This window comes from Pseudomonas taeanensis MS-3, assembly GCF_000498575.2.
Lineage (GTDB): Bacteria > Pseudomonadota > Gammaproteobacteria > Pseudomonadales > Pseudomonadaceae > Aquipseudomonas > Aquipseudomonas taeanensis.
The window spans coordinates 154,608-177,180 of sequence record NZ_AWSQ01000001.1 but is presented as its reverse complement, the minus strand read 5'-3'; the positions used below and the strand labels follow the sequence as shown (position 1 = coordinate 177,180).

The 22,573-nt window shown below is 61.7% G+C and carries 17 protein-coding genes; 11 read left to right on the top strand and 6 right to left on the bottom strand.

What is annotated here, in order from left to right; translation table 11 throughout:
* Positions 1-7 precede the first annotated feature (7 nt).
* The 6 genes from fusA to TMS3_RS00725 form a co-directional block, all read right to left on the bottom strand.
* Positions 8-2,053 carry an elongation factor G gene (gene fusA / locus TMS3_RS00750; RefSeq protein ID WP_025163322.1) on the bottom strand — a complete coding sequence of 682 codons (2,046 nt, stop codon included), beginning with the start codon at positions 2,051-2,053 and terminating at the stop codon, positions 8-10.
* A 143-nt stretch (positions 2,054-2,196) separates the two neighbouring features.
* A complete protein-coding gene (gene sorU / locus TMS3_RS00745) occupies positions 2,197-2,553 on the bottom strand; it encodes a SorU family sulfite dehydrogenase c-type cytochrome subunit (protein WP_029866030.1) in 357 nt (118 codons plus the stop codon).
* A complete protein-coding gene (gene sorT / locus TMS3_RS00740) occupies positions 2,528-3,715 on the bottom strand; it encodes a SorT family sulfite dehydrogenase catalytic subunit (protein WP_025163320.1) in 1,188 nt (395 codons plus the stop codon). The genes sorU and sorT overlap by 26 nt, the downstream gene beginning before the upstream one ends.
* 234 nt (positions 3,716-3,949) lie before the next feature.
* Positions 3,950-4,549, bottom strand: coding sequence for a pyridoxine/pyridoxamine 5'-phosphate oxidase (locus TMS3_RS00735; protein ID WP_025163319.1), 600 nt, complete (start codon positions 4,547-4,549; stop codon positions 3,950-3,952).
* A gap of 47 nt (positions 4,550-4,596) precedes the next feature.
* Complete coding sequence (locus tag TMS3_RS00730) at positions 4,597-6,063, bottom strand: multicopper oxidase domain-containing protein (protein WP_025163318.1); 1,467 nt, start codon at positions 6,061-6,063, stop codon at positions 4,597-4,599.
* Positions 6,064-6,223: 160 nt separating this feature from the next.
* Entirely contained in the window at positions 6,224-7,267 is a 1,044-nt protein-coding gene (locus TMS3_RS00725) for a threonine aldolase family protein (RefSeq protein WP_025163317.1), read from the bottom strand.
* 1,200 nt (positions 7,268-8,467) lie between these two features.
* On the opposite strand from TMS3_RS00725, the gene TMS3_RS00720 reads away from it, so the two are divergent.
* From TMS3_RS00720 to TMS3_RS00670, 11 genes are all read left to right on the top strand, one after another.
* Entirely contained in the window at positions 8,468-10,147 is a 1,680-nt protein-coding gene (locus TMS3_RS00720; protein ID WP_029866029.1) for a methyl-accepting chemotaxis protein, read from the top strand.
* A gap of 646 nt (positions 10,148-10,793) precedes the next feature.
* Positions 10,794-11,798, top strand: a complete 1,005-nt coding sequence (locus TMS3_RS00715; RefSeq protein ID WP_025163315.1) for a GlxA family transcriptional regulator — start codon at positions 10,794-10,796, stop codon at positions 11,796-11,798.
* Positions 11,799-12,036: 238 nt separating this feature from the next.
* Positions 12,037-12,288: a hypothetical protein gene (locus TMS3_RS00710; RefSeq protein ID WP_025163314.1), complete on the top strand. Its 252-nt coding sequence runs from the start codon at positions 12,037-12,039 to the stop codon at positions 12,286-12,288.
* A gap of 233 nt (positions 12,289-12,521) precedes the next feature.
* On the top strand, positions 12,522-13,649 hold the full coding sequence (locus tag TMS3_RS00705) for an extracellular solute-binding protein (RefSeq protein ID WP_025163313.1): 1,128 nt from the start codon (positions 12,522-12,524) through the stop codon (positions 13,647-13,649).
* Positions 13,650-13,735: 86 nt separating this feature from the next.
* A complete protein-coding gene (locus tag TMS3_RS00700) occupies positions 13,736-14,599 on the top strand; it encodes an ABC transporter permease (RefSeq protein WP_025163312.1) in 864 nt (287 codons plus the stop codon).
* Positions 14,596-15,393: an ABC transporter permease gene (locus tag TMS3_RS00695; RefSeq protein ID WP_025163311.1), complete on the top strand. Its 798-nt coding sequence runs from the start codon at positions 14,596-14,598 to the stop codon at positions 15,391-15,393. Before TMS3_RS00700 ends, TMS3_RS00695 begins: the two co-directional genes overlap by 4 nt.
* A 40-nt stretch (positions 15,394-15,433) precedes the next feature.
* Positions 15,434-16,522, top strand: a complete 1,089-nt coding sequence (locus tag TMS3_RS00690) for an ABC transporter ATP-binding protein (RefSeq protein WP_025163310.1) — start codon at positions 15,434-15,436, stop codon at positions 16,520-16,522.
* A 217-nt stretch (positions 16,523-16,739) separates the two neighbouring features.
* Entirely contained in the window at positions 16,740-17,951 is a 1,212-nt protein-coding gene (locus TMS3_RS00685; RefSeq protein ID WP_025163309.1) for a M24 family metallopeptidase, read from the top strand.
* A 327-nt stretch (positions 17,952-18,278) separates the two neighbouring features.
* Complete coding sequence (locus TMS3_RS00680) at positions 18,279-19,064, top strand: creatininase (protein ID WP_025163308.1); 786 nt, start codon at positions 18,279-18,281, stop codon at positions 19,062-19,064.
* 141 nt (positions 19,065-19,205) lie between these two features.
* Positions 19,206-20,798: a BCCT family transporter gene (locus tag TMS3_RS00675; protein WP_025163307.1), complete on the top strand. Its 1,593-nt coding sequence runs from the start codon at positions 19,206-19,208 to the stop codon at positions 20,796-20,798.
* A 208-nt stretch (positions 20,799-21,006) separates the two neighbouring features.
* Positions 21,007-22,461 carry a sodium:solute symporter family protein gene (locus tag TMS3_RS00670; protein ID WP_025163306.1) on the top strand — a complete coding sequence of 485 codons (1,455 nt, stop codon included), beginning with the start codon at positions 21,007-21,009 and terminating at the stop codon, positions 22,459-22,461.
* The last annotated feature ends 112 nt before the right edge of the window (positions 22,462-22,573 follow it).

Here is a 22,573-nt window from a genome sequence, read left to right as displayed (position 1 = left end):
CCTCGCTTCAATCCTCTTCCTGCACCGCCTTGTAGGCCCCGGCGAGGCGCTGCTGCACCTCTGCCGGCACGGCGCTGTAATGGCTGTGCTGCAGGTTGAAGCCGCCCTGGCCGGCGGTGATGGATTTGAGTCGGCCGCCGTAGTCGTCCAGCTCGGCCATGGGCACCTGGCCATGGATCAACACCATGCCCTGGTCCAGCGACTCGCTGCCGAGCACCTGGCCACGACGGCCGGTCAGGTCGCTGGTGATGTCGCCGAGTTTGCCTTCGGGGGTGCTGATGTCGATGCTGGCGATCGGTTCCAGGACGATAGCGCCGGCCGCCTTCAGGGCGTCGAGCATGGCCTTGCGCCCGGCGGCCTGGAAGGCGATGTCCTTGGAATCGACCGAATGGCTCTTGCCGTCATACACCGTGACTTGCAGGTCCTCGACCGGGAAGCCGGCCAGGGGGCCGCGCTGCAGCACCGAGCGCACGCCTTTCTCCACCGAGGGGATGAACTGCGAAGGGATCACCCCGCCTTTCACCGTGTCGACAAAGCTGAAGCCGCTACCGCGTGGCAAGGGTTCGACGCGCAGGAACACTTCGCCGAACTGACCGGCGCCGCCGCTCTGCTTCTTGTGCCGGCAGTGGCCCTCGGCCGTGCGGGTGATGGTCTCGCGGTAGGGCACGCGCGGTGGCTGGGTCTGTACGTCGAGTTTGTAGCTGCTGGTCAGGCGGTCGAGCAGGTAGCGCAGGTGCAGATCGCCCATGCCGCGCAACACGGTCTCCTGGGTGTCGGCCTGGTAATCGAGTTTGACGCAGGGGTCTTCGGCCAGCAGGCGGTGCAGCACCTCGGCGATGCGTTGTTCGTCGCCGCGGCGCTTGGCCTCGATGGCCAGGCCCTGCATCGGTTCGGGGAAGGCCAGCGGCTTGAGGTGGATCTGGTCCTCGTCATGCGAGTCGTGCAGCACCGCGTCGAACTCGATCTCCTCGACCTTGCTTACGGCGCCGAAGTCGCCGGGGATCAGCTGGGTCACCTCGTCGTAGCGCTTGCCCTGCAGGCGCAGCAGGTGACCGACCTTGAACGGTTTCTTGGCATCGCCGACCAACAGCTGCATGTCACGCTGCAGCGTGCCCTGGTGCACGCGGAAGATGCCGAGCTTGCCGACGAAGGGGTCGATCATCACCTTGAACACGTGAGCCAGCACATGCCGTTGCGGGTCGGGGGTGGAGCGGAAGGGCTTGGCCGCCGCGCCTTCTCCCTTGAAGAACAGCGGCGGGTTGCCCTCGCTCGGGTTGGGCGCCAGCCGCGCGAGAATATCCAGCAGCTCGCCGACCCCGGCGCCGCTGCGCGCCGAGACGAAGCACAGGGGAATCAGATGGCCCTCGCGCAGGGCGCGCTCGAAGGGCGCGTGCAATTCGTGCGGGTCGATTTCGCCCTGTTCCAGGTAGCGCGCCATCAGCGCTTCGTCGACTTCGACCACCTGATCAATCAGGGCCTGGTGCGCCTCGGTCACCGAGGCGAAGTCGCTGTCGCCGCTGGGGTTGAAGAAACAGTCGACCACCCGACTGGCGCCGTCGCTGGGCAGGTTGATGGGCAGCACCTGCTTGCCGAACGCCTCGCGCAGATCGGCGAGCAGGGCGGGCAGCTCGACCCGTTCGGCGTCGATCTTGTTTACCACCAGCAGCCGGCACAAGCCGCGTTCGCCGGCCAGGTCCATCATCCTTCGGGTGTTCAGCTCGATGCCGCTCTGCGCGTTGACCACCACCAGCGCGGTTTCCACCGCCGCCAGGGCGGCGATGGTCTGGCCGATGAAGTCCGGGTAGCCGGGGGTGTCGATCAGGTTGAGTTCGGCGTCTGCGTGGCTGCAATGGGCCAGCGCCGAGGTCAGTGAGTGGCGGTATTCGCGCTCCAGCGGGTCGCAGTCGCAGACCGTATCGCCGCGCTCCAGCGAGCCCATGCTGGCGATGGCGCCGCTGCGTTGCAGCAGGGCTTCGATCAGCGTGGTCTTGCCGCTATCGGCCTGACCGACCAGGGCAATCGTGCGTATGGCGTCGACCGAATAGCTGGCCATGACATCCTCCTTACTCAGAGTGCTGTTGAGTATAGGCAGGGCGGTATGGGTTCTGCGTCAGCAGGCGTGGGTGGTTTTGAAAACGGCCATCGAGACGGGGCGTCTCGATGGCCGTGCAGGTTACGCCTTTCTAGCCTGGAGTCTTACGGCTGGGTGACCTGCGACACATAGTGCGCCACAGCTTCTATCTGCTCGGCACTGAGCAAGTCAGCAAAGGCCGGCATTACTCCGACGCCACCGCGTACCGCGGCCATGACCCGCTCCGGGGCCGGCTTGAGCTCATCCAGGTTGGGGCCGATGGCGCCACTGGCACCGGCGTCCTGCAGGGTGTGACAGATCGTGCAGGAGGGTTGCGCCTGCTCGGTGAACACCTTGCGCCCCAGCTGGTAGCGGGCGTCATCCGTGGCGGCTTCGCCCGCTTGAACCGTGCCGAGCAGGCCGCTCAGGGCGAGGCCCAGCGCCAGTCCTGAGGCCTTAGACAATCGCAATGCTGACTCCATGATCCCTCCAACCGTTATGACCATAACCACGTTCGTTGACCAGTTCTTCTTCTGGTTGAGCGTTACCCTCGACATCGCTCGCCCGACTCACCAGGCGGTAGTCGCCAGGTTTTAGGTCGACGATCAGCACGAAGGGACGCCAGGCGTATGGGCCCAGGCTCGGGCCAACGAAGGGGGCCGCTTGCCAGCTCTTGCCGCCATCCAGCGACACCTCGACGTTTTTCACTTCCTTGGCCCCGCCAAACGCCACGCCCTGGATGCGCACTCGTCCGGCCTTGGCCTGTTCAAGTGGCTGGGTGATCCAGGACTTCACGTTCATTTCCCACATCGACGGTTGATCCGGTGCGCCGCCCTGACCAACCGGACGGATGCGGTAGCCCGAAGCCTGGATCTTGGCGTCGGTTTGTTCGGCAGTGAAGGCCACCTGTTTGACGTATTTGACGTTATTCACCCCGTAGTAGCCCGGCACCACCAGGCGCAGCGGGCCACCATGGGCCAGCGGCAGCGGTTCGCCGTTCAGCTCCCAGGCAAGGATGGCCTGGTCCAGTGCGCGCAGGGGCACCGAGCGCTCGACCACCAGGCTCTTCGGGTCGAGGCCGGCGGGTAGCTCTTCGCCGCCGGTGCTGGTGATGTAGGGGAGGTCGCCGAGGCTGCCACCCATGGCATCGACCACGGTTTTCAGCGGCACGCCGCTCCACAATACGCAGCCGGCTGCGCCGGTCGCCCATTGCGTGCCGCTGGTTTCGTGGTCGAAGAACGCCCGGCCGTTACCCGAGCACTGCAGCACAGTGGCGACGGTGGTGACTCCGAGGGTCTTGAGCTCACCGAGGCTGATGCTGCGTGGGTTTTTCACGCCCTTGAAGGCGACCGTCCAGGCATCGCGATCGGCGACTATGGACGGCGGTGGTGGCGGTAGATTGTTGCGGATGAACAGCTGCTCGTTGGACGTCACTATGCTGGTGCCGATGGCGTCGCGTTTGGTTTCCAGGGTGTTGGCACTGTGCACGATCAGCGCCTCGGGGGTCTTCCAGTTGACGTAATCCGGCAGGGCCATATCGGCGGCCAGGCTAAGCGGGCTGAGGCCGAGCAGGCTGGTCGAGGCGAGGGCCACGGCGCTGCCCAGTAGCACCTGGCGGCGTCGTGGATCAAAGTTGTCGCTCATGTTTTTTCTCCCTTATTAAGCGAGTCGCGCGGCGCGGGATTGACTCCTGTTTCGCGCAAACTGAGGTCGTGAAGGGTGCGGCGAACAGCTGCGCAGCCCTGGTGAGCGGGAGCAAGGCGGGTTCCCGCTCGGGGTACAGGGTACGACTCCGTACTATCCAGCTGCCTTGCGCGGTTTGGATAGGGCCAACCTCGGCCGGCGTACTGCTCCAGGGTAAGGATCAAGCATAGCCGCTCAAGGATTGAGCGCTTCGCGCAGCCACTGACCGTCCGAATCTTTTTGGTAGCGGGTGCGCTCGCGCATCCGCTGCCAACCGGTCGGCCAGAATTCGATGCGGTCGGGCTGGATGCGGAAGGCGCACCAATCGGGGTTGCGCGGCACCGGCTCGAAACCCAGGTCATGCTCGAACTGGCGCGCCTCCCGGCGCAGCACCGGCTTCTTCGGCGCGGGCGCGCCTTGTTCGGATGCCCAGGCCGCGAGTTGCGCCACCCGGGCGCGTTTGTGCCAGTACAAGTCCGAGACTTCAGCGGACTGCAGGAGTACATCGCCTTCGATGATCGCCTGCTCCTGCAGCACCGGCCAGAACAGACACAGCGCCGCACGTGGGTTTTCGATCAGCTGATGGCCTTTGCCGCTGTTGCGGTTGGCGAAGAACAGCAGGCCTTCGGCCTCGACGGCCACGATGTAGACCGTGCGCACGGATGGACGGGCCTGGCTATCCGCCGTGGCGAGCGCCGCCGCATGGGGTTCCGCCATGGCCCGCGCGCCGGCTTCGTCGATCAGCCGTTGCAGCTGCTCGAGTGCCTGTTGGTAAAGTGATTCACTGCTCTTCATGTTCGGTGACCCTCGCTAGGCGGTCAGGGGGCCGTGCGCAACGCCGGTCAGTGTTGCGCGGGTGCCGCTGGGCGGGCTGTGGGCTGTGCATCAAGCCAATGAAAGTACTGGAGGTACTGCTGAATCTGCGTGTCGCTGAGGTTCTGGTTGGGCATTGGCAGGTTGCCGTACTCTTTCAGCATAGCGTTGGCTGGCGCATCGTCTGCGAGCATTTTTTCCGGCTCCTTGAGCCAGCGCGTCAACCAGGCATCGCTACGTCGGCGGGTCACGCCGGCGAGGTCGGGGCCGAGTTTGCGCCCGCCGCCGATCGAGTGGCAGGCCAGGCATTTGCTCTCGAAATCGAGCTTGCCGGCCACGGCATCCGGCTCGCTCGGGGTGGCCGAGGCAGGCAGATTGTGGTGCTCGAGATCCTTGCTGTCGAAGTTGGCTTCGCTGGAGATCAGCCCGATGGCGCCCTGGGACGCGTTGGCGAAGTGGTGGTCGACCATGATGTAGGAGCCGGCCTCGGGAATCATGAACTCCACGGTGGCGCTGTTGGATGAACCGAGCAGTACCGTTTGCGCGCCGCGCAACTGATTGTCCGGGTTACCCTCGAGCCAGACCCGGTCGAAGATGGTGCCGACCACGTGAAAGCTGGAGGTCTTGCTCGGGCCGACGTTGAGTACATGCAGGCGCACCCGTTCACCCGGCTTGGCGGGCAGTGGCCGGGCCACCATGCCGTTATGCGTGCCGTTGAACACCGTATGGTTCGGTTGCGCGGCACGCAGCCGCTCGCCGTCGAGCACGTATAGCGGTGCGCCATCGACCTTGCGCTGGGCCGGGTCGGGCTTGAGGTAGAACTCGCTCTGCACGATCACGTACTCGCGGTCGACCTGGGTGGGGTAGCCGGCACGCGGCTCGACGATCAGCGCGCCGTACATGCCCGAGGCGATGTGTTCGAGGATCATCGGCGTGCCGCAGTGGTACATGAAGATGCCCGGGTAGTTGAGGGTGAACTCGAACTCGATGGTTTGCCCCGGTGCAATCGAACGGTATTTATCCTGCGGCGAAACCATGGCGGCGTGGAAGTCCATCGAGTGCATCATCGGCGCGGCGGTGATCTGCGCGGCGGGGACCGGCTCGTCGCTGCGGTTGGTCATGCTGAACTTGATCCGGTCGCCCACCCGCGCGCGGATGGTCGGGCCGGGCACTTGGTCGCCGAAGGTCCAGGCACTGAAATGCACCCCAGGGGCGATTTCGATGATCTTGTGCGTGGCGTCGAGGCGCACGGTCTTCACCGCTGCCGGGTCCAGCGGCTGCAGCACCGCGTCCAAGCTGAGCGCATCCCCCAGGGCAAAAGGTCCGCCATGACGTTCGCCGCCGAGGGTTGCCGGGACGGGTGCAAGGTCCATCAGGCGGGTGTCGTAAGGGTCGGCGGGTGCTGGCGCGCTGAAGACGCTGTACGTCCAGCTAGTGAGTAGCAGTGCGGCCGTGAGTGAACAGACGAGCCTTGGCACGGACTGTGTGGCGGACATGAGTCACCTCCTCCACTCGGGCGAGCAGGGAGGCGCGCCCTACGTGATGAGTTCCACGCTAGGCGCCTGACGGGTCCAGGGTATTGATCTGGGTCAACAGAGGTTGCGGCGGCTCTGGCAGGGTGGCCTGAGCCGGCGCTCGTAGGACGGCCGGGTGAACTCAGCTTGCGAGCATCACTTGGCGAATATCCGCCGCCAGCTCCCTGACGCGCTCTTCCTGGGTATCCCAGGAACACATGAAGCGTGCGCCGCCGGCGCCGATGAAGGTGTAGAAGCGCCAGCCCTTGTTGCGCAGGGCTTCCAGGGCCGGCTCGGACATCTGCAGGAACACCCCGTTGGCCTCCACCGGGAACATCAGGCTGACCCCCGGCACGTCGTTGACCAGCTCGGCGAGCAGTTGCGCGCAGCGGTTGGCGTGATTGGCGTAGTACAGCCAGGCGTCGTTCTGCAATAGGCCGACCCAGGGAGCAGAGAGGTAGCGCATCTTCGAGGCCAGCTGACCGGCCTGCTTGCAGCGGTAGTCGAAGTCCTCGGCCAGGGCCTTGTTGAAGAACAGGATCGCCTCGCCCACCGCCATGCCGTTCTTGGTGCCGCCGAAGCACAGCACGTCGACACCGGCCTTCCAGGTCAGTTCGGCCGGTGTGCAGTCGAGAAAGGCGCAGGCATTGGAGAATCGCGCGCCGTCCATGTGCAGATTGAGGCCCAGTTCGCGACAGGTTTCGCTGATCGCGCGGATTTCTTCGGGGCGGTAGGCCGTGCCGACTTCGGTGGCCTGGGTCAGGGTGACCACCCGCGGTTTCGGGTAGTGGATGTCCTGGCGCTTGCTGGCGATCTCGCGAATCGCCGCCGGGGTCAGCTTGCCGTTCTCGGTCTGCGCCAGCAGCAGCTTGGAACCGTTGGAGAAGAACTCCGGAGCGCCGCATTCGTCGGTCTCGACGTGGGCGGTCTCCGAGCAGATCACGCTGTGGTAGCTCTGGCACAGGGCGGCCAGAGCCAGGGAGTTGGCCGCAGTGCCGTTGAAGGCGAAGAACACCTCGCAGTCGGTCTCGAACAACTGGCGGAAGTGGTCGGCAGCGCGTGCGGTCCACTGGTCGTCGCCGTAGGCGCGGTCGTGGCCGTGATTGGCCTCGGCCATGGCGGCCCAGGCTTCCGGACAGATGCCGGAGTAGTTGTCGCTGGCGAATTGTTGGGTCGGGTCGGTCATCTCGAAGTCCTTCTGGCCGTGCGCCTGGTGGCCCGGAGCTGGGCAGGCGTATAGGGCGTTACTTTACGTCGGATGGACTACGGATTTTCGTCCGAGGCGAGATCTTTTTGCTGCTCGATATACACATTTATCCGCCTGCGCTGCGTGAGGCCGAACACAGTGAGTTGCTTTGGCTCGATAGCCATGCGGCTGCCACACAGGGCTGTGCGGGGGGCAGGAAAAAGGTGGCGTGGCGCGTTCTTCCTGAGCGTCCTGAAGCAGGCTGCGCTTGCGGCTTGGCACCATCGTGCCTATGGTGAGCTGAAGAATAAGAACAAAAAGATCAGCCCATGCTCGTCTCCATCCCGAAACACCCCTCTTCTATATTGGGCAGGGCAGCCCTCATTACACGACCGATCATGGACGTCACTTCAGTCTCTGCTGGGCATGCAGCAGAAGGCTCTGCCGTGCACTGTGGATATATCGGCTCGGAGTATCCGCGCCCCTGGAGCAGGGCGTCAAAGGCGTACAGCGTGTGTCGTGCTGGCAGGTACCGGCTCCCGATGGGCGCCTTGAATGGACGGTTTGTTGAACTGAACCCTCTGCAATTCCGGTCTATCCGGCGTGGGCTCAGTATTGGCCATGCGCTGCAGAACACTATCAGCAGATTAATAAAGGAAGATCCCCGGTATTCAAGGCAGTCCTATTCAGTGCCGATAAAGCCTGAATGGGACGGCGTTTCGCTGCCGGGTGATGACGACGCATGCACGCTGTCCCCATTCATTGTTTGCCCCTCAGGGAGTCCGCTCGCGAGGGAGAACCTTAACTAATGGAGGTTTATCGGCTGTATAGGTCTGCCGGCGGTCGTCTGGCAGTGATGGGTGAGCGGCCCAATCGAGGTAAGGAAAATCCAACCCTGCAACAGGTACTCAAACATGTCCCAGTCGCATCGATGAGATCAACGTCGTATAGGGCATAACTGTCAGTGCCGAATAGTTGCCGTCCGTTGCCCGCAAATTGTCCATTGCAGCGGATCGCCAGCCAGCCCGGTAAGCAGCGATAGTCTCAATAGACTTGTGATAGCGGCGCCGCTAGAAGTGCCGGCTAGGCAAGTCGCGCGCTTCGACAGACTGATTGATATATGCCCAGCCGTTACCCGGCAGTATTGGCACGCCAGTGCTGCCACTCAGAATAAAACAAGAGTTGTTGGGGGAGTTGGCAATGAAAAATATGCTGAATAATTTGTCGTTAAGGACCAAGTTGGTCGGAAATTCCGGGATTCTCCTGGCCCTGCTGATGCTGAGTAGTGGTTATGCCATTTACGCCATGATGAGCATAGGCACTGAATTGTCAGCAATCGCTAAGCAGGATATTCCGCTCACGGAGAAAGTGACCGCGATTACCACGCATCAGCTGCAGCAGACCATCCAGTTTGAACGCGCCTTGTATTACGGGGCCATTCTGCAGCAGAAGGAAGATGCGCCCGCTCTTTTTCGTCAAGCGATAAAGACATTCGATGCCGGCACCGAGCGCATCGAACGTGAAATCATCGAAGGCGAAACCATAGCCGCAGCGGCAATGAACAGTGCTTCGTTAGAGGCGCGTAAAGAGTTCGAGTCGGTCGGCAATGCACTGAAGCGTATTGAAATAGAACACAAGGAATTTGTGGAGCATGCCCATAAGGTGTTTGCAGCCTTTAACCAGGGTCAGGCGCATGCCGCCGAACAACTGGCACAAAGCGTGGAGCAGGAAGCCACGACGATGAATAAAGAGCTGACAACGTTATTGACGGAGATCAGCCACTTTACCGCGACCAGTGCGCAGCGGGCTGTGGAACACGAGCATGCCGCGATTTTCCTGCTCAGTGTCATCACGGCCGTAAGCCTTGTGCTTGGCCTGCTGGTCAGCTGGTTCTTGGCCAACACCATCGTCAAGGCGATTCGCAAGGCCATAGTGACGGCATCGGGCGACCTGACTCAGGCCATTGAGATAGACAGTCAGGATGAGGTGGGGGAGTTGCTCAGTGCCATGAATGGCATGCGCCACAAGTTGCTCGAGATGCTCAGCACCATTTCCGGAACGACTGCCCAGTTGGCCTCGGCGGCGGAACAAATGTCGGTGGTCACCAGCCAGACCAGCCAGACCATTCAGGAACAGCGCAAGGAGACCGAACAGGTGGCCACGGCGATGAACGAGATGGCCACGACCGCTCAGCAGATAGCCGTGAGTATTTCCCACACCTCCAGTTCGGCCGGTGACGCAAGCGAGCAGGCGAGCGACGGTAGCCGGGTCGTGCAGCAGACCATCGAGCAGATCAATAAGCTGACCGAGGCGGTGGAGGAGTCGGCGCAAACGATTGGTGAGGTGGAGCAGCACAGCGAGACCATCAGCGCCGTGCTCGACGTGATCAAAGGCATCGCCGATCAGACCAACCTGCTGGCCCTGAATGCGGCAATCGAGGCGGCGCGGGCCGGCGAGCAGGGCCGCGGTTTTGCGGTGGTGGCGGATGAAGTGCGTGCCCTGGCGGGACGCACCCAGCAATCAACCAACGAAATCAATGAAATGATCGCGCAGCTGCAAGTGCGCTCGCGCTTGGCGGTAGAGGTCATGGAGCGCAGCCGGGAGCAGGTCGGTTCCACCGTGCAATTCGCGACACAGGCCGGCATTGCGCTTGAGGCCATTACTCAGGCGGTCGAGCAAATCAACGAAATGTCGTCCCAGATCGCCAGCGCGTCGGAGCAGCAGGGCGCGGTGGCGGAGGAAATCAACAGCAACATCGTCAAGATCAGTGGCATGACCAACCAGACCGCCGAAGGCGCCGAAGAGACCGCCACCGCCAGTGCGGACCTGACGCGCATGGCCAGCGAACTGCAGGCGGTGGTCGGGCAGTTCAAGGTGTGAGCATCCAGCGCCTGCCTGTCGCCATCGATGGGCAGGTGTTTGCGGCCTGTCCAGGTTAATCCAGGCCTCGCCTGGCCGGGGCCTGGATAGCAGGGCGTGGTAGCACTGTGTCTGGCCTTTTGATGCTGAGTGGACGCGGCGAGGAGGGCCGCCACGCCGCAGTCTTGAGCCCCGTCGCCGGGACTGCGGTTTCCGGTATGCACCGAGCCGGACGGCGTTCTCGGCAAGCCTGTTCGCTGGCCCGCTTCGCTAGCCTCGAAAACCACGCCGGAACAGGCGGCCATCCGTTTAGGCGTGGGCTGTCGGGCCGAGCCTGGCGCGGTGGCTGAGTACATTTTTGGGTCGGAGTTAGACAGCCCCGGCCCCGCTCCTCGGCAGACAATCATCCTCGCAAAGAGCCCAACGACATCGTGGGGTGAACCTAACTGTCTTGCAGACCGTTGAAAAACTACTGCGCTCGACTATGCAGCGTTGAAATCAGCCCGGGACGCGGCGTCTCAAAGTGCTCATGTACAACTCGTACACTGCGCTTTCTCGGCTGATTTCGCCTTGCCTAGTCATCGCGCGCTACATTTTTCAAAGGCCTGCAGTGCGCGCCGGGCCCGCTCAGGTCTCGGCGCCAAGCCTTGACCGAGGAGAGGCAACCATGTCTGCTTTCGAGGCCCTGCAGCCGCCAGCCGAGCATGTACTGGAGTCGATTGGCTTCCTGCTAGTCGACCACTTCAGCCTGATTGCCCTGGCGGCGGCCACCGAGCCTCTGCGCCTGGCCAACCAGCTTTCGGGGCGCACGCTCTATCGCTGGCAGACCCTGACATTGGGCGGTCGCCCGGTGCGGGCCAGCAACGGCATGCAGGTGACCCCGGACGCGGCCGCGCAAGGGGCATCAACCTTGGATGCGTTGCTGCTCTGCGGTGGCGAGGGCGGCCAGTATCGCTCCGATCCGGAGCAGACCCGTTGGTTGCAGAGCCAGGCTAGCGGGGGCGTGCACCTGGGCGCGCTGGGCTCCGGCAGCTGGGTGCTGGCGCAAGCCGGTTTGCTCGACGGCTACGGTTGCAGCGTGAGCTGGGAATACCGGGTGGATCTGCGTGAGGCGTTTCCACGGGTCGTCGGCGGCACTGAAGCCTATGTGCTCGATCGCGACCGTTATACCGCCGTCGGTGGCACCGCCGGATTGCAGATGATGCTGCAGTTGATCGGCCGCAGTCATGGCCCGCAGTTGCTCGCCGCCATCCGTGACACCCTGGGTTACCAAGGGTTGCAGGCCGAGCCGACGGCGCAGATGCCACTGCATCAGGCCTTGGGCTGCTCGCAGCCGAAGTTGCAGGAGGCGCTGGTGCTGATGGAGAACAACCTGGAGGAGCCGCTGGATCTCGACGTCCTGGCCAGTTTCATCGAGCTGTCACGGCGCCAGCTCGAGCGCCTGTTTCGTGAGTACCTGTGTTGTTCGCCGTCGCGGTACTACCTGAAGCTGCGTCTGATCCGCGCCCGCCAGCTGCTCAAGCAGACCGCGCTGCCGATCCTCGATGTGGCGTCGAACTGCGGCTTTCGCTCGTCGCCGAATTTTTCCAAGTGCTATCGCGAGTATTTCGGCATCGCGCCGCGTAGTGAGCGTTTGAACAAACCGCGCTTGTGCCTGGCCGCGCTGCACTGATTCCACCGTCAACAGCCCAGACACCACCTTCAGGCCCGACCGTGTGGCAGCACGGCTCGGGCCTTTTTTTGTCTCTGATTCGGGTTTTCAGGCGTTCTGGGTGGCGATTTTGGGGTCGCGTATGGCCATCTTCGGGTCGGAAATGTACAAAAGTTGAGTGCCGGCATCTGTTCGAATGATTTCAGCCACCTGCCAAATCAGTGTGCCGAGTCACGATATAACTATAAGAATTCTCGCCATGCACATGTCCACGATGCTTCGCATTCAGAGCGGCCAGAAAATCAATTCGACTTTCTCGGCCGAGGAATACGCCGCTCGCCAGTTCAAGCTGTGCGCCCACAGGGCGGCAGAAAATATTGATGCGGCGATCTTTTCTCCTCACCTCAACGCCAACTCTTGCAGCGATTTCTGTATTGCTCCTGCGGCTACGGCCGCGCGTACGGCAGCCCCAGGCTGTCCTGAGGAAACCACTATCCGTAAGTGGGGATGAATGCGTGTTGCGTTCCGTCGAGTAGATCCGACCCCGGTACATGACGTCGCAACTCGTTGTCGCAATCCCGTGCAGCGCCGATGCCACGCCGCAATCCTGGGCCGTGAGTCGGGCTGCTCGATTTCATCCGCGCGGCACTCCAGTAACTAAGCTTTAAGTTGCAGCGCGGTGGAAGAGCAAGTGGCAGAGCTACAAGGACAGAAGCACCTTTCCATCATCGAGGTGAGGCAATAATGAAAAATCGCATCGACCTTTCACGACGCACGTTTCTGAAGACCACCGGTCTCCTGGCGGGTAGCGCGGCCCTGGCTGGAGTCTTGCCCCTGAGAAGCTTTGCCGCAGCGGACAAAGAGCTGGTCATCCTGGCGTGGGCCGGGCACGCCGAGCAGGATATCGTCGGCGACTTCGAACGCCAGTTCGGGGTCAAGGTAAAGGCCAAGTACTATACGGGCGGCGACAACATGCTGGGACTGATTTCGCAGTCCCCGCCCGGCACCTTTGACCTGATTCTGTCTGACGCCGAATACGTGCAGCAACTCAACGCCGGCGGCTTCATCGAGCGGCTCGACCCCGCCGATTACCCTTTCGACGACTTCTTCCCCGAATTCCAGAAGTTTCCCGGGCACTGGCAGGACGGCCAGCTGTACTCCGTACTGATCCGCTTTGGCTTTCTCGGCATCGCCTACAACACCCAGCTGGTTTCCGAGGCCAAGGTGCGCAGCTATGACGTGTTCTGGGACGAAAGCCTCAAGGGCAAGGTCGGGCATTTCGACTGGCACCTGCCGAACCTGGGGCAGATCAGTCTGCTCAACGGCAATTCGCGCCCGTACGATATCGATGAGGCGCATTGGCAAGCCGTCCAGGAGAAAATCATGAGCTTGCGTCCGCAGATCGGCGGTTTCTTCGATTACGGCGGCACCTTCTCATCGCTGAAGAACGGTCAGATCCATGCGATGTGCGGCATCGGCGACTGGATCACCGGCGTCCTGCAACGTTCCGGCGCGCCGGTTAAGACGGTGGTGCCGGAAGAAGGTGGATTGCAATGGACCGAGTCCTACTGCATCGCCAAGAACGCGCACAGTCCCGAGCTGGCGAAGAAGTTCATCCAGTACATCACTGCGCCGGAAGGCCAGGTCAAGTCAGCGAAGATGGCCGCCTACCCTGCGCTGATTCCGAGCAAGAAGGGCTGGGAGCTGCTGAATAAGGTCGATCCCGTCGAAGCTCAACGCCAGAGTATGGTGATCGGCCAGCGCAACGTCATGGATGATATCCGCGACGGTCGCATCCAGTACCGTGAGCTCCCGGTCCAGCAGAGTCTGGAGCAGTGGAACGACTTCTGGTCGGAATACAAGAGTGCCTGACGATAAGCGGCGGGGTGGTCGTAATGGCTTCAAGCAATAGGCATGACCCGCCGACACCGGCTGACATGAGCGGCGCGAAGCCGCCCATGTCAGCCGGTGTCGGCAAGAAAACCTTCCGCCTGCCTTGGTACGGCCTCAGTCTCTCGATGCCGATCCTGGTCTGGCAGCTGATTTTCTTCGTCTTTCCGCTGGCGTTCCTGGTGGCGATCAGCTTCTGGATCGTGCGCAACTATCGGATGGTGCCGACGTTCGAGTGGCTGAACTGGAGCTATATGCTCAGTCGCGGGTTCTTCTGGGACGCCTATCTACACACGCTCGGCATGGCGGCGGGGGCCACTGTGCTGGTGAGCTTGGTGGCCTTCCCCTGCGCCTATACGATCGCCTTCAAGTTCCGCGAATCGCTCAAACAGCTGATTGTGCTATTGCTGGTTACGCCATTCTTCACCAGCTATCTGGTGCGCACCTACTCATGGCAGGTATTCCTCAGCGACAACGGCATCCTTAACGCGGCGTTCGGCCAGTTCGGGCTGGGGCCGTTTCCGATGCTGAACTCCACGTTCGGCACCTATGTCGGCTACTTCACGCTGTGCCTGCCACTGGTGGTGCTGCTGCAGTTGTTCAGTCTGATGTACATCGACCGCTCGTTGATCGAGGCGGCGCACAACCTCGGCTGTGGGCGCGTGCGAACGGTGTTCCAGGTGGTGGTGCCGACGGCGCGAATCGGTATCGTCGTCGCGGCGCTGTTCTGCTTCATCCTGACCTTCGGCGACTTCGTCAGCCCGCTCTACCTGGGCGGTGGCCAGCCGCCGACCTTGAGTACGCTGATTACCGACACCACCAAGTCGGGTCAGCAGTGGCCACGCGCGGCGGTGATCGCCACGATGATGATAGTGACGTTACTGATCACAGCCTTCGCTTCGATCAGCTTCGCTTACCGGAGGCGCGCATGAATGAGCATCGCCTGATCAACTTCTTGCTGCGCAGTTACGTCGTGCTGGTGTTCATCTTCATCTTTACGCCGATCGCCGGCAGCTTTGTCTTTTCGTTCAACGTCGACCGCTTCCCGTCCTTACCGTTGGGTGGCTTCAGTCTGCGCTGGTACGAGGCCATTGCCGCCGACTCGTCGGTGTGGGAGGCGTTCAGAAACAGCCTGGTGGTGGGGGTGGTGGTGTCGCTGGTGTCGACCCTGCTGGGTTTCACGGCGGCCTATACCGACTTTCGCTATCACTTCTTTGGCAAGTCCATCTACATGGCGCTCGCGCTGCTGCCGCCGACCATTCCGGTGGTGATCATGGGGCTGGCGATGCTGGCGTTCTTGTCGCGGGTCGGCCTCTCCGGCGATCTCCACTCGGTGATGATCAGCCACATCGTGATGTGCACGCCGTTCGCCATGGCGGTCATCCGCATGCGCTTGGCGCAGATGGATGCAAACATCGAGGCGGCTGCGTGGAACCTCGGCGCCAGTCAATGGAAGGCCATGCGCCATGTGATCCTGCCGTTCGCGGCACCGAGCATCTTCTCCGCGCTGTTTGTGACCATGGCCGTTTCCTTCGATGAGTTCGCCGTCGCCTGGTTCGTTTCGGGGCTCAACGAGACGGTGCCAGTGCGCATCCTCAACACATTGCAAGGGCAGGTGAGCCCGACCATCAACGCGATCGGCACTATCGTCTTCATTACCACCATGACCCTGGTGGTCGTCGCCCAGCTGTTGCTGATGCGCCGGCAGAAGCCGACGGACGCCTGACAGCCTCCCGCCAAACACCCGAATCCGAAGGATTTCAGCCATGACTCAACCGCTGGTGGTATTTGACAACGTGGTCAAGCACTTCGGCAGCTTCCAAGCCGTCGAATGCATGAATCTGGAGATCTACGAGGGCGAGTTTGTCGCGATCATGGGCTCCAGCGGCTGCGGCAAGACGACGACGCTGCGCATGCTCGCGGGCCTGGAGAAGCCGAGCGACGGCGAGATACGCCTGAAGGGCGAGCGGATCAATGACCTCTACTCCTGGGAGCGGGAGACTCCGCTGGTGTGGCAGAACCTGGCGCTGTTCCCGTTTCTCAACGTAATCGAGAACGTCGAGTTCGGCCTGAAGATGCGCGGCATGGCCAAGGCCGAGCGGCGCAAGAAGGCGTTGCATTGGCTCGGGCGGCTGGACCTGGAGGAGTTCGCCGAGCGCGACATTAGCCAGCTCTCAGGCGGCCAGAAACAACGCGTGGCGCTGGCCCGTTCGCTGGTTACCGAGCCGCCGATCCTGCTGCTCGACGAGCCGCTGAGTGCACTCGATGCCAACCTGAGCGTACGCATGCAGAGCGTGTTGACCGGGCTGCAGAAGGATCTTGGCATCACTTTCGTCTACGTCACCCACAGTCAGTCCGAAGCCTTCGCCATGGCCGATCGTGTGGTGATCATGAGTCGCGGGCGGGTCGAGCAGATCGGCTCGCCGCAGGAGGTTTTCCGCGAGCCGCATAACCGCTTTGTCGCCGAGTTCGTCGGCGGTAAGAACATCCTCACCGGCAGCGTCACGGGTTTCGACGATGCAGGCCTGGTTAATCTCAGCTCGGAGCATGGCGAGTTTCAGGCACGGCTGCCGGACGGCAAGACGGTCGTCCCTGGCGATCAGGTCACTGTTTGCCTGAGCGCCGAACATGTAGACCTCTGCGCGCAGTCGAGCCGGCCCAACCGCCTGGCTTGTACCGTGGTGGGGGAGGAGTTCATCGGCTCCATGGTCAACATCCATCTCGAGGCCGTGGGTGGGCTCGAGCTGCAGGTGCAGAAAATGCATGCCGATTACGACCAGCTCGGCATACGCAGTGGCCAGCATGTTTTTGCTGAGTGGGATGCTGAGTCTGCACTGATCCTGCGGGGTGAATGAGCTTCGCCGGCGGCCTCCTGGGCCTTGCGTGTTGGCGTGCTGTCGGGGCTGGCAGCACGATCGTCCGGGCGACTTTGGCGACAGACGGAGGGAGCGAATATGACCAAGTACAGGTCGGAATCGTACAAAAGTTGAGCGTCGGCATCTGGTGCAATGGATTCCAACGACCCACCAAGCCGGTGTGTCGAGTCACTGGAAAACAACAAGGGTTCTCGCCATGCAAATGCCCCAGACGCTCCGGATCCAAAACGGCCAGAAAGTAAAATCGACCTTCTCGGCGCAGGAATACGCCACTCGCCAGGCCAAGCTGCGCGCCCACATGGCGGCAGAAAATATCGACGCGGCGATCTTCACTTCGTATCACAACGTCAACTATTACACCGACTTCGTCTACTGCGCCTTCGGTCGCCCCTATGCAGTGGTAGTGACCCAGGATGACGTAGTAACCATCACTGCCAACATCGACGGTGGCCAGCCCTGGCGCCGTACCGTCGGCACCGACAACATCGTTTACTCCGACTGGCAGCGCGATAACTTCTTCGTCGCCATCCAGCAGGCTGCGCCTAAAGCCGGGCGTATCGGTATCGAGTTCGATCACCTGAACCTGCAGAACCGCGACAAGCTGGCCGCGCGCTATCCGTCCGCCGAGCTGGTCGACGTCGCCGCTCCTTGCATGAAGATGCGCCTGGTCAAGTCCGCCGAGGAGCACGCGATCATTCGTCACGGCGCACGCATTGCCGACATCGGTGGTGCAGCAGTGATTGAAGCCCTGCGTGATCAGGTACCTGAATACGAAGTAGCGCTGCACGCCACTCAGGCGATGGTTCGCGAAATCGCGCGCACCTTCCCAGAAGGCGAGCTGATGGACACCTGGACCTGGTTCCAGTCCGGCATCAACACCGACGGCGCGCACAACCCGGTGACCAGCCGCAAGGTGAACAAGGGCGACATCCTCAGCCTGAACTGCTTCCCGATGATCGCCGGTTACTACACCGCGCTCGAGCGCACCCTGTTCCTCGACCATTGCTCCGACGAACACCTGCGTCTGTGGGAAGCCAACGTCGAAGTGCACGAAGCCGGTCTCAAGCTGATCAAACCGGGCATGCGCTGCAGCGATATCGCCCACGAGCTGAACGAGATCTTCCTGCAGCACGACCTGCTGCAGTACCGCACTTTCGGCTACGGCCACTCGTTCGGTACCCTCAGCCACTACTACGGTCGCGAAGCCGGTCTGGAACTGCGTGAAGACATCGACACAGTTCTCGAGCCAGGCATGGTGGTCTCCATCGAGCCGATGATCATGCTGCCGGAAGGGCGTCCGGGCGCGGGCGGTTACCGCGAGCACGACATCCTGATCGTCAATGAGCAGGGTTCGGAGAACATCACCAAGTTCCCGTACGGCCCGGAGCACAACATCATCCGCAAGTAATGCCAGGCCGTAGCGCAGCGGGGGAAAGCACCGCTGCGCTACGGCCATTGTCTCGTACCTAGGCCGCCAGGCCAGGAGGCAGCAGCGTGAATACAGGTGGCAATTGGTTTCGCTGGGACTTCATTCGGAGCCCGTGGACAGTAGGGGCTGGTGCATGTCGGCGCCTGTGTTCGTGGATCGCCGCTACCTGGCATGCCGTACTTCCGGATGAAGCTATCGCACTCCTTCAGTTTCCTCCGCACCTAGGTCAGAGACCTGATCTCTTCGGCGGACAGATGGCGCAGCAACGATCCTGCACAATGGCAGATTCGTTAGAGGGCAGAAACAATGAATAAAAGTGTCTTTGTAGGCGAGCTCACATGGAAGGAGTACGAAGCCTCTATTGCCGGTGGTGAGCGGGTGTTGTTCCTGCCGGTCGGCGCGCTTGAGCAGCACGGCCATCACATGTGCATGGACGTGGATGTGCTACTGCCCACAGCTGTCAGCCAGCGTGTGGCTCAGCGCATCGATGCGCTGGTTATGCCAGCCTTGCATTACGGTTACAAGTCGCAGCAAAAGTCCGGTGGGGGCAACCACTTCCCCGGTACCACCAGCCTGGACGGGGCCACGCTGACCCACAGCGTTCAGGACATCATTCGTGAGTTGGCACGTCACGGCGTGCGCCGCCTGGTGCTGATGAACGGGCACTACGAGAACTCGATGTTCATCGTCGAGGGTATCGATCTGGCATTGCGCGAACTGCGCTATGCAGGCATCAACGACTTCCGGGTAGTGGTGCTGTCCTACTGGGACTTCATCAAAGATCCAGAAGTGATCGCCCAACTCTACCCGGACGGTTTTCTCGGCTGGGATATCGAGCATGGCGGGGTATTTGAAACCTCGCTGATGTTGGCGCTCTACCCTGAGCGAGTCGACATGGAGCGGGTCGTCGATCACCCGCCAGCCAGCTTCCCGCCCTATGACGTCTTTCCCATTATTCCCGAACGCACGCCGGCCCCCGGCACCTTGTCCTCCGCTGTCGGCGCCAGCCGCGAGAAGGGCGAGTTGATTCTTCGAGTCTGCGTGGAGGGTATTGCTAGCGCCGTCGAGGAAGTCTTCAACCCACCCTCCTGAGCACTGCCAGCGTCATGCAGTGTTTTGCCCAATGATTCTGACAAATATAAGAATGATCGAGAGGCTAACGATATGAGTACGGGACAGAGCGCGGCGCCTGCCGCATCGATTCATACAGGAGGGGAGCCGCATGAGTCGCGTGTGGCTATTTCCCAGAGTACCTGGCTAAAGGGCCTGAACCCGGTGGTAACGGTGGGCTCGCTGTTGGTTATCGCCGGTGTAATGCTGGGTCTGCTGATGTATCAGGAGCAAGCCGCGGCGCTGTTCGACCAAGTGCGCAGTGGTATCACCTATGCGTTCAGCTGGTATTACGTGCTGATCGCCGCGCTGTTCCTGTTCTTCAACGGCTGGCTGGCCTGTAGCCGCTTCGGCCGCATTCGCCTGGGTCGCGAGGATGAACGACCAGAGTTCGGTTACTTTGCCTGGTTCGCCATGGTGTTTTCCGCAGGCCAGGGTATCGGCCTGATCTTCTGGAGTATCGCAGAGCCGATGTTCCATATGCAGGGCAACCCCTTCAGCGCAACCAGCATGAGCGCTGAAGCGGCGGAAACCGCGATGCGCATCAGCTTCTTCCACTGGGGCCTGCATGCCTGGTCGATCTACTGCATCGTCGCCCTGGCGTTGGCTTATGCGGCCTTTCGCAAGGGCCTGCCGCTAACCATCCGCTCTACCTTGCGTCCTCTGTTCGGTCGCGCCATGGATGGCCCATGGGGGCATGCAGTAGACATTTTGGCGATCCTGGCGACCATCTTTGGCGTGGCCACTTCGCTGGGTTTGGGTGCGCAGCAGATCAATGCCGGTCTTGAGCGCCTGGTTGGCTTGGAAAGCTCGGCGCTGGTGCAGTTGGGCTTGATCGCAGTGATTACTCTGGTCGCCGTGTTCTCTGCGGTGTCCGGGGTCAATCGCGGAGTGAAGATGCTCAGCGAGCTGAACATCATCCTGACCATCGTTCTGATCGTGTTCTTCTTCGTCTGGGGCCCGAGCCGCTACTTGATCATGTCGCTGGTCGATGCCACGGGCGATTATCTCGCGAACGTCATCGAGATGAGCTTCTGGACCGACGCCAGCAAGCAGGATCCGTCCGCCTGGGAAGGTTGGAAGTCGAGCTGGCAGGGCTGGTGGACCGTGTTCTATTGGGGCTGGTGGCTGTCGTGGGCACCCTTTGTCGGCGTGTTTATCGCACGAGTATCCCGTGGCCGCACCATTCGTGAGTTCATTCTGGGCGTGATCCTGGTCCCCACAGTGTTGACCTTCATCTGGATCGTCGCCTTCGGTGGCACCGCCGTGAGTAACGAGTTGTTCGGCGAGGCTGGCATCTCCGCTGCGGCGACCAAGGATGTCGCCAGCGCCTTCTTCGTGACGGTTGACTCCATGAACCTCGGCGGCCTTGGCACCGTGGCGCTGTGGTTGGGCACCCTGCTGGTGGCCACCTACTTCATCACCTCGGCCGACTCCGCGACGTTAGTACTGACCACCATCATGTCCCATGGTGCTATCCACCCAGCCAAGCGTCACCGGGTGTTTTGGGGCGGGATGCAGGGCGTAGTCGCCGGCGTGCTGCTGGTTGTCGGTGGCGCAGCGTCCTTGGCCACCCTGCAGACGGCGGCCATCGCCAGTGCCTTGCCATTCTCTTTCATCATGCTGCTGATGTGCCTGAGCTTGATCAAGGCGCTGCACGAAGAGGCTCCGGTGGCGCTGGTCCCTGTCCGGGCAGAAGCCCAGGCTGCGGGTTAAGGCATCGCCGGCCGCCAGCTTGGGCGGCCGGCACACCCTCAGTCACCAGTCAAAAAACTCCTACAAGAACAATTACAGAGGCTTAAATCATGACCTCCTGGGTACTCACGCTCTTCATTTCGCTAAACATCGTCATGCTCCTGATCGCGGCCGGAACCTATCTGTGCCGTTCCGCCAAAGAAAACGCCGGACAGACGGAGTAAGCGCCATGGACTTCTATGAATGGTTCAACTGGAGCCTGTTGATCGTTACCTTCGGGGTGATGATCGGGATCGGCTTTCTCTCCTCACGCAAAGTCAAAGACAGCGACGAAGGTGGCTTCTTGCTGGCCGGTCGCAGTCTCGGCGCTTTCGTCGGCGCCAGTACTATCGTCGCCACCGGATTCAGCGGCTGGGGCTTCATGGGCTCCCCCTCGGTGGCTTACGAGTTCGGCGCCATCGAGTTGCTGGGCAACTTCTTCTTCGCCCCGGCGATGATGATCGCGGTGCTGTTTTTCGCCAATCACATGCAGAAACGCGCGCTGACCATGGGCAGCAACACCATCCCCGAGTACATCGGCCAGATCCACGGCAGTGGTAGCGGCGGGCGTCTGTTGCAGGGCGTGGCGGCGCTGATGACCATCATCCTGCTGATGGTGTTCCTGGTCAGCCAGATCAAGGCGGTCGGCATCCTTGGCGCCTCCTGGTTGAATATCGAGATGACCAGCAGTGCCTGGCTGATGATCTCGGTCATCATCCTCTACACCATGCTCGGCGGCTTGGCCGCAGTGGCCTGGACCGACACCGTAATGGTCTGCGGCATGGCATTGGCGGCGATTGCGATCATGATCCAGATGTTCACCAGCGTCGATCTGGGCCTGTGGCACACCACCCTCAATACCATCGACCCGAACCTGCTCAACCCGACCACCGCTGCGCCTTATGGCAACAGCAAGGCCTCGGTATTCCTGGTGCTGCCTTATGCCTTCCTGTTCGCGGCGGTGCTGCCGTACATGGCGATTCGCTTCCTGGCCTTCAAGCCAAAGGTGAAGATGCACAAGGTCGGTGTCTATGTGGCCATCCTCGGTGCACTGCTGAGTCTGATCCCGATCGTCGGCCTGTACATGCGCGCCTTCGGCCCGGAACTGACCGACCCGGACAATGCCATGCCGATGTACCTGCAGACCTTCATGCATCCGGCGCTGCAGGGTCTGATCACCCTGTTCATCATCTTCGCCATGAAGTCCACCGCCAACTCGATGCTGCACACCGTGGCCTCGGCGACCTCGCATGACCTGCGTCTGGCCTTGAACAAGCACGCCAAGGTGGACTCCGCGCACGCGTTGACCATCAACCGCGTCGCAGTCGTTGCGTTGGGCCTGCTGGGTCTGCTGATGATGATGTATGCGCCGCCGTTCATGCTGTCCTGGTTGGGCATTCTCGGCTCCGGCACGCTGCTGGCGGCGATGATCGGTCCGGTGTTCATCTCGACCTTCTGGCAGGGCAACGTCGCCGGTTGTCTGACAGCCATGCTGGTGGGGTTCTTCACCAGCGGTGGCCTGCTGTTGACCACCGACATCGGTTGGGTCGAGGGGCCGCTGATTGGCTGCCTGGCTTCGTCCTTCTGCTATGTGACGGTTTCTATGCTCACTCGCGCTCGAGTGCCAGCGGTGCAACGCGGCTAATCAGTCTGAGCGAATAAACAGAGCCACGGACTCGAGAGAGTCCGTGGCTCTTTGCTGTGCGAATGGCAGTTCGACGCAACGCCGGACGACAAGCGGCTTCAGCGTCATCGGG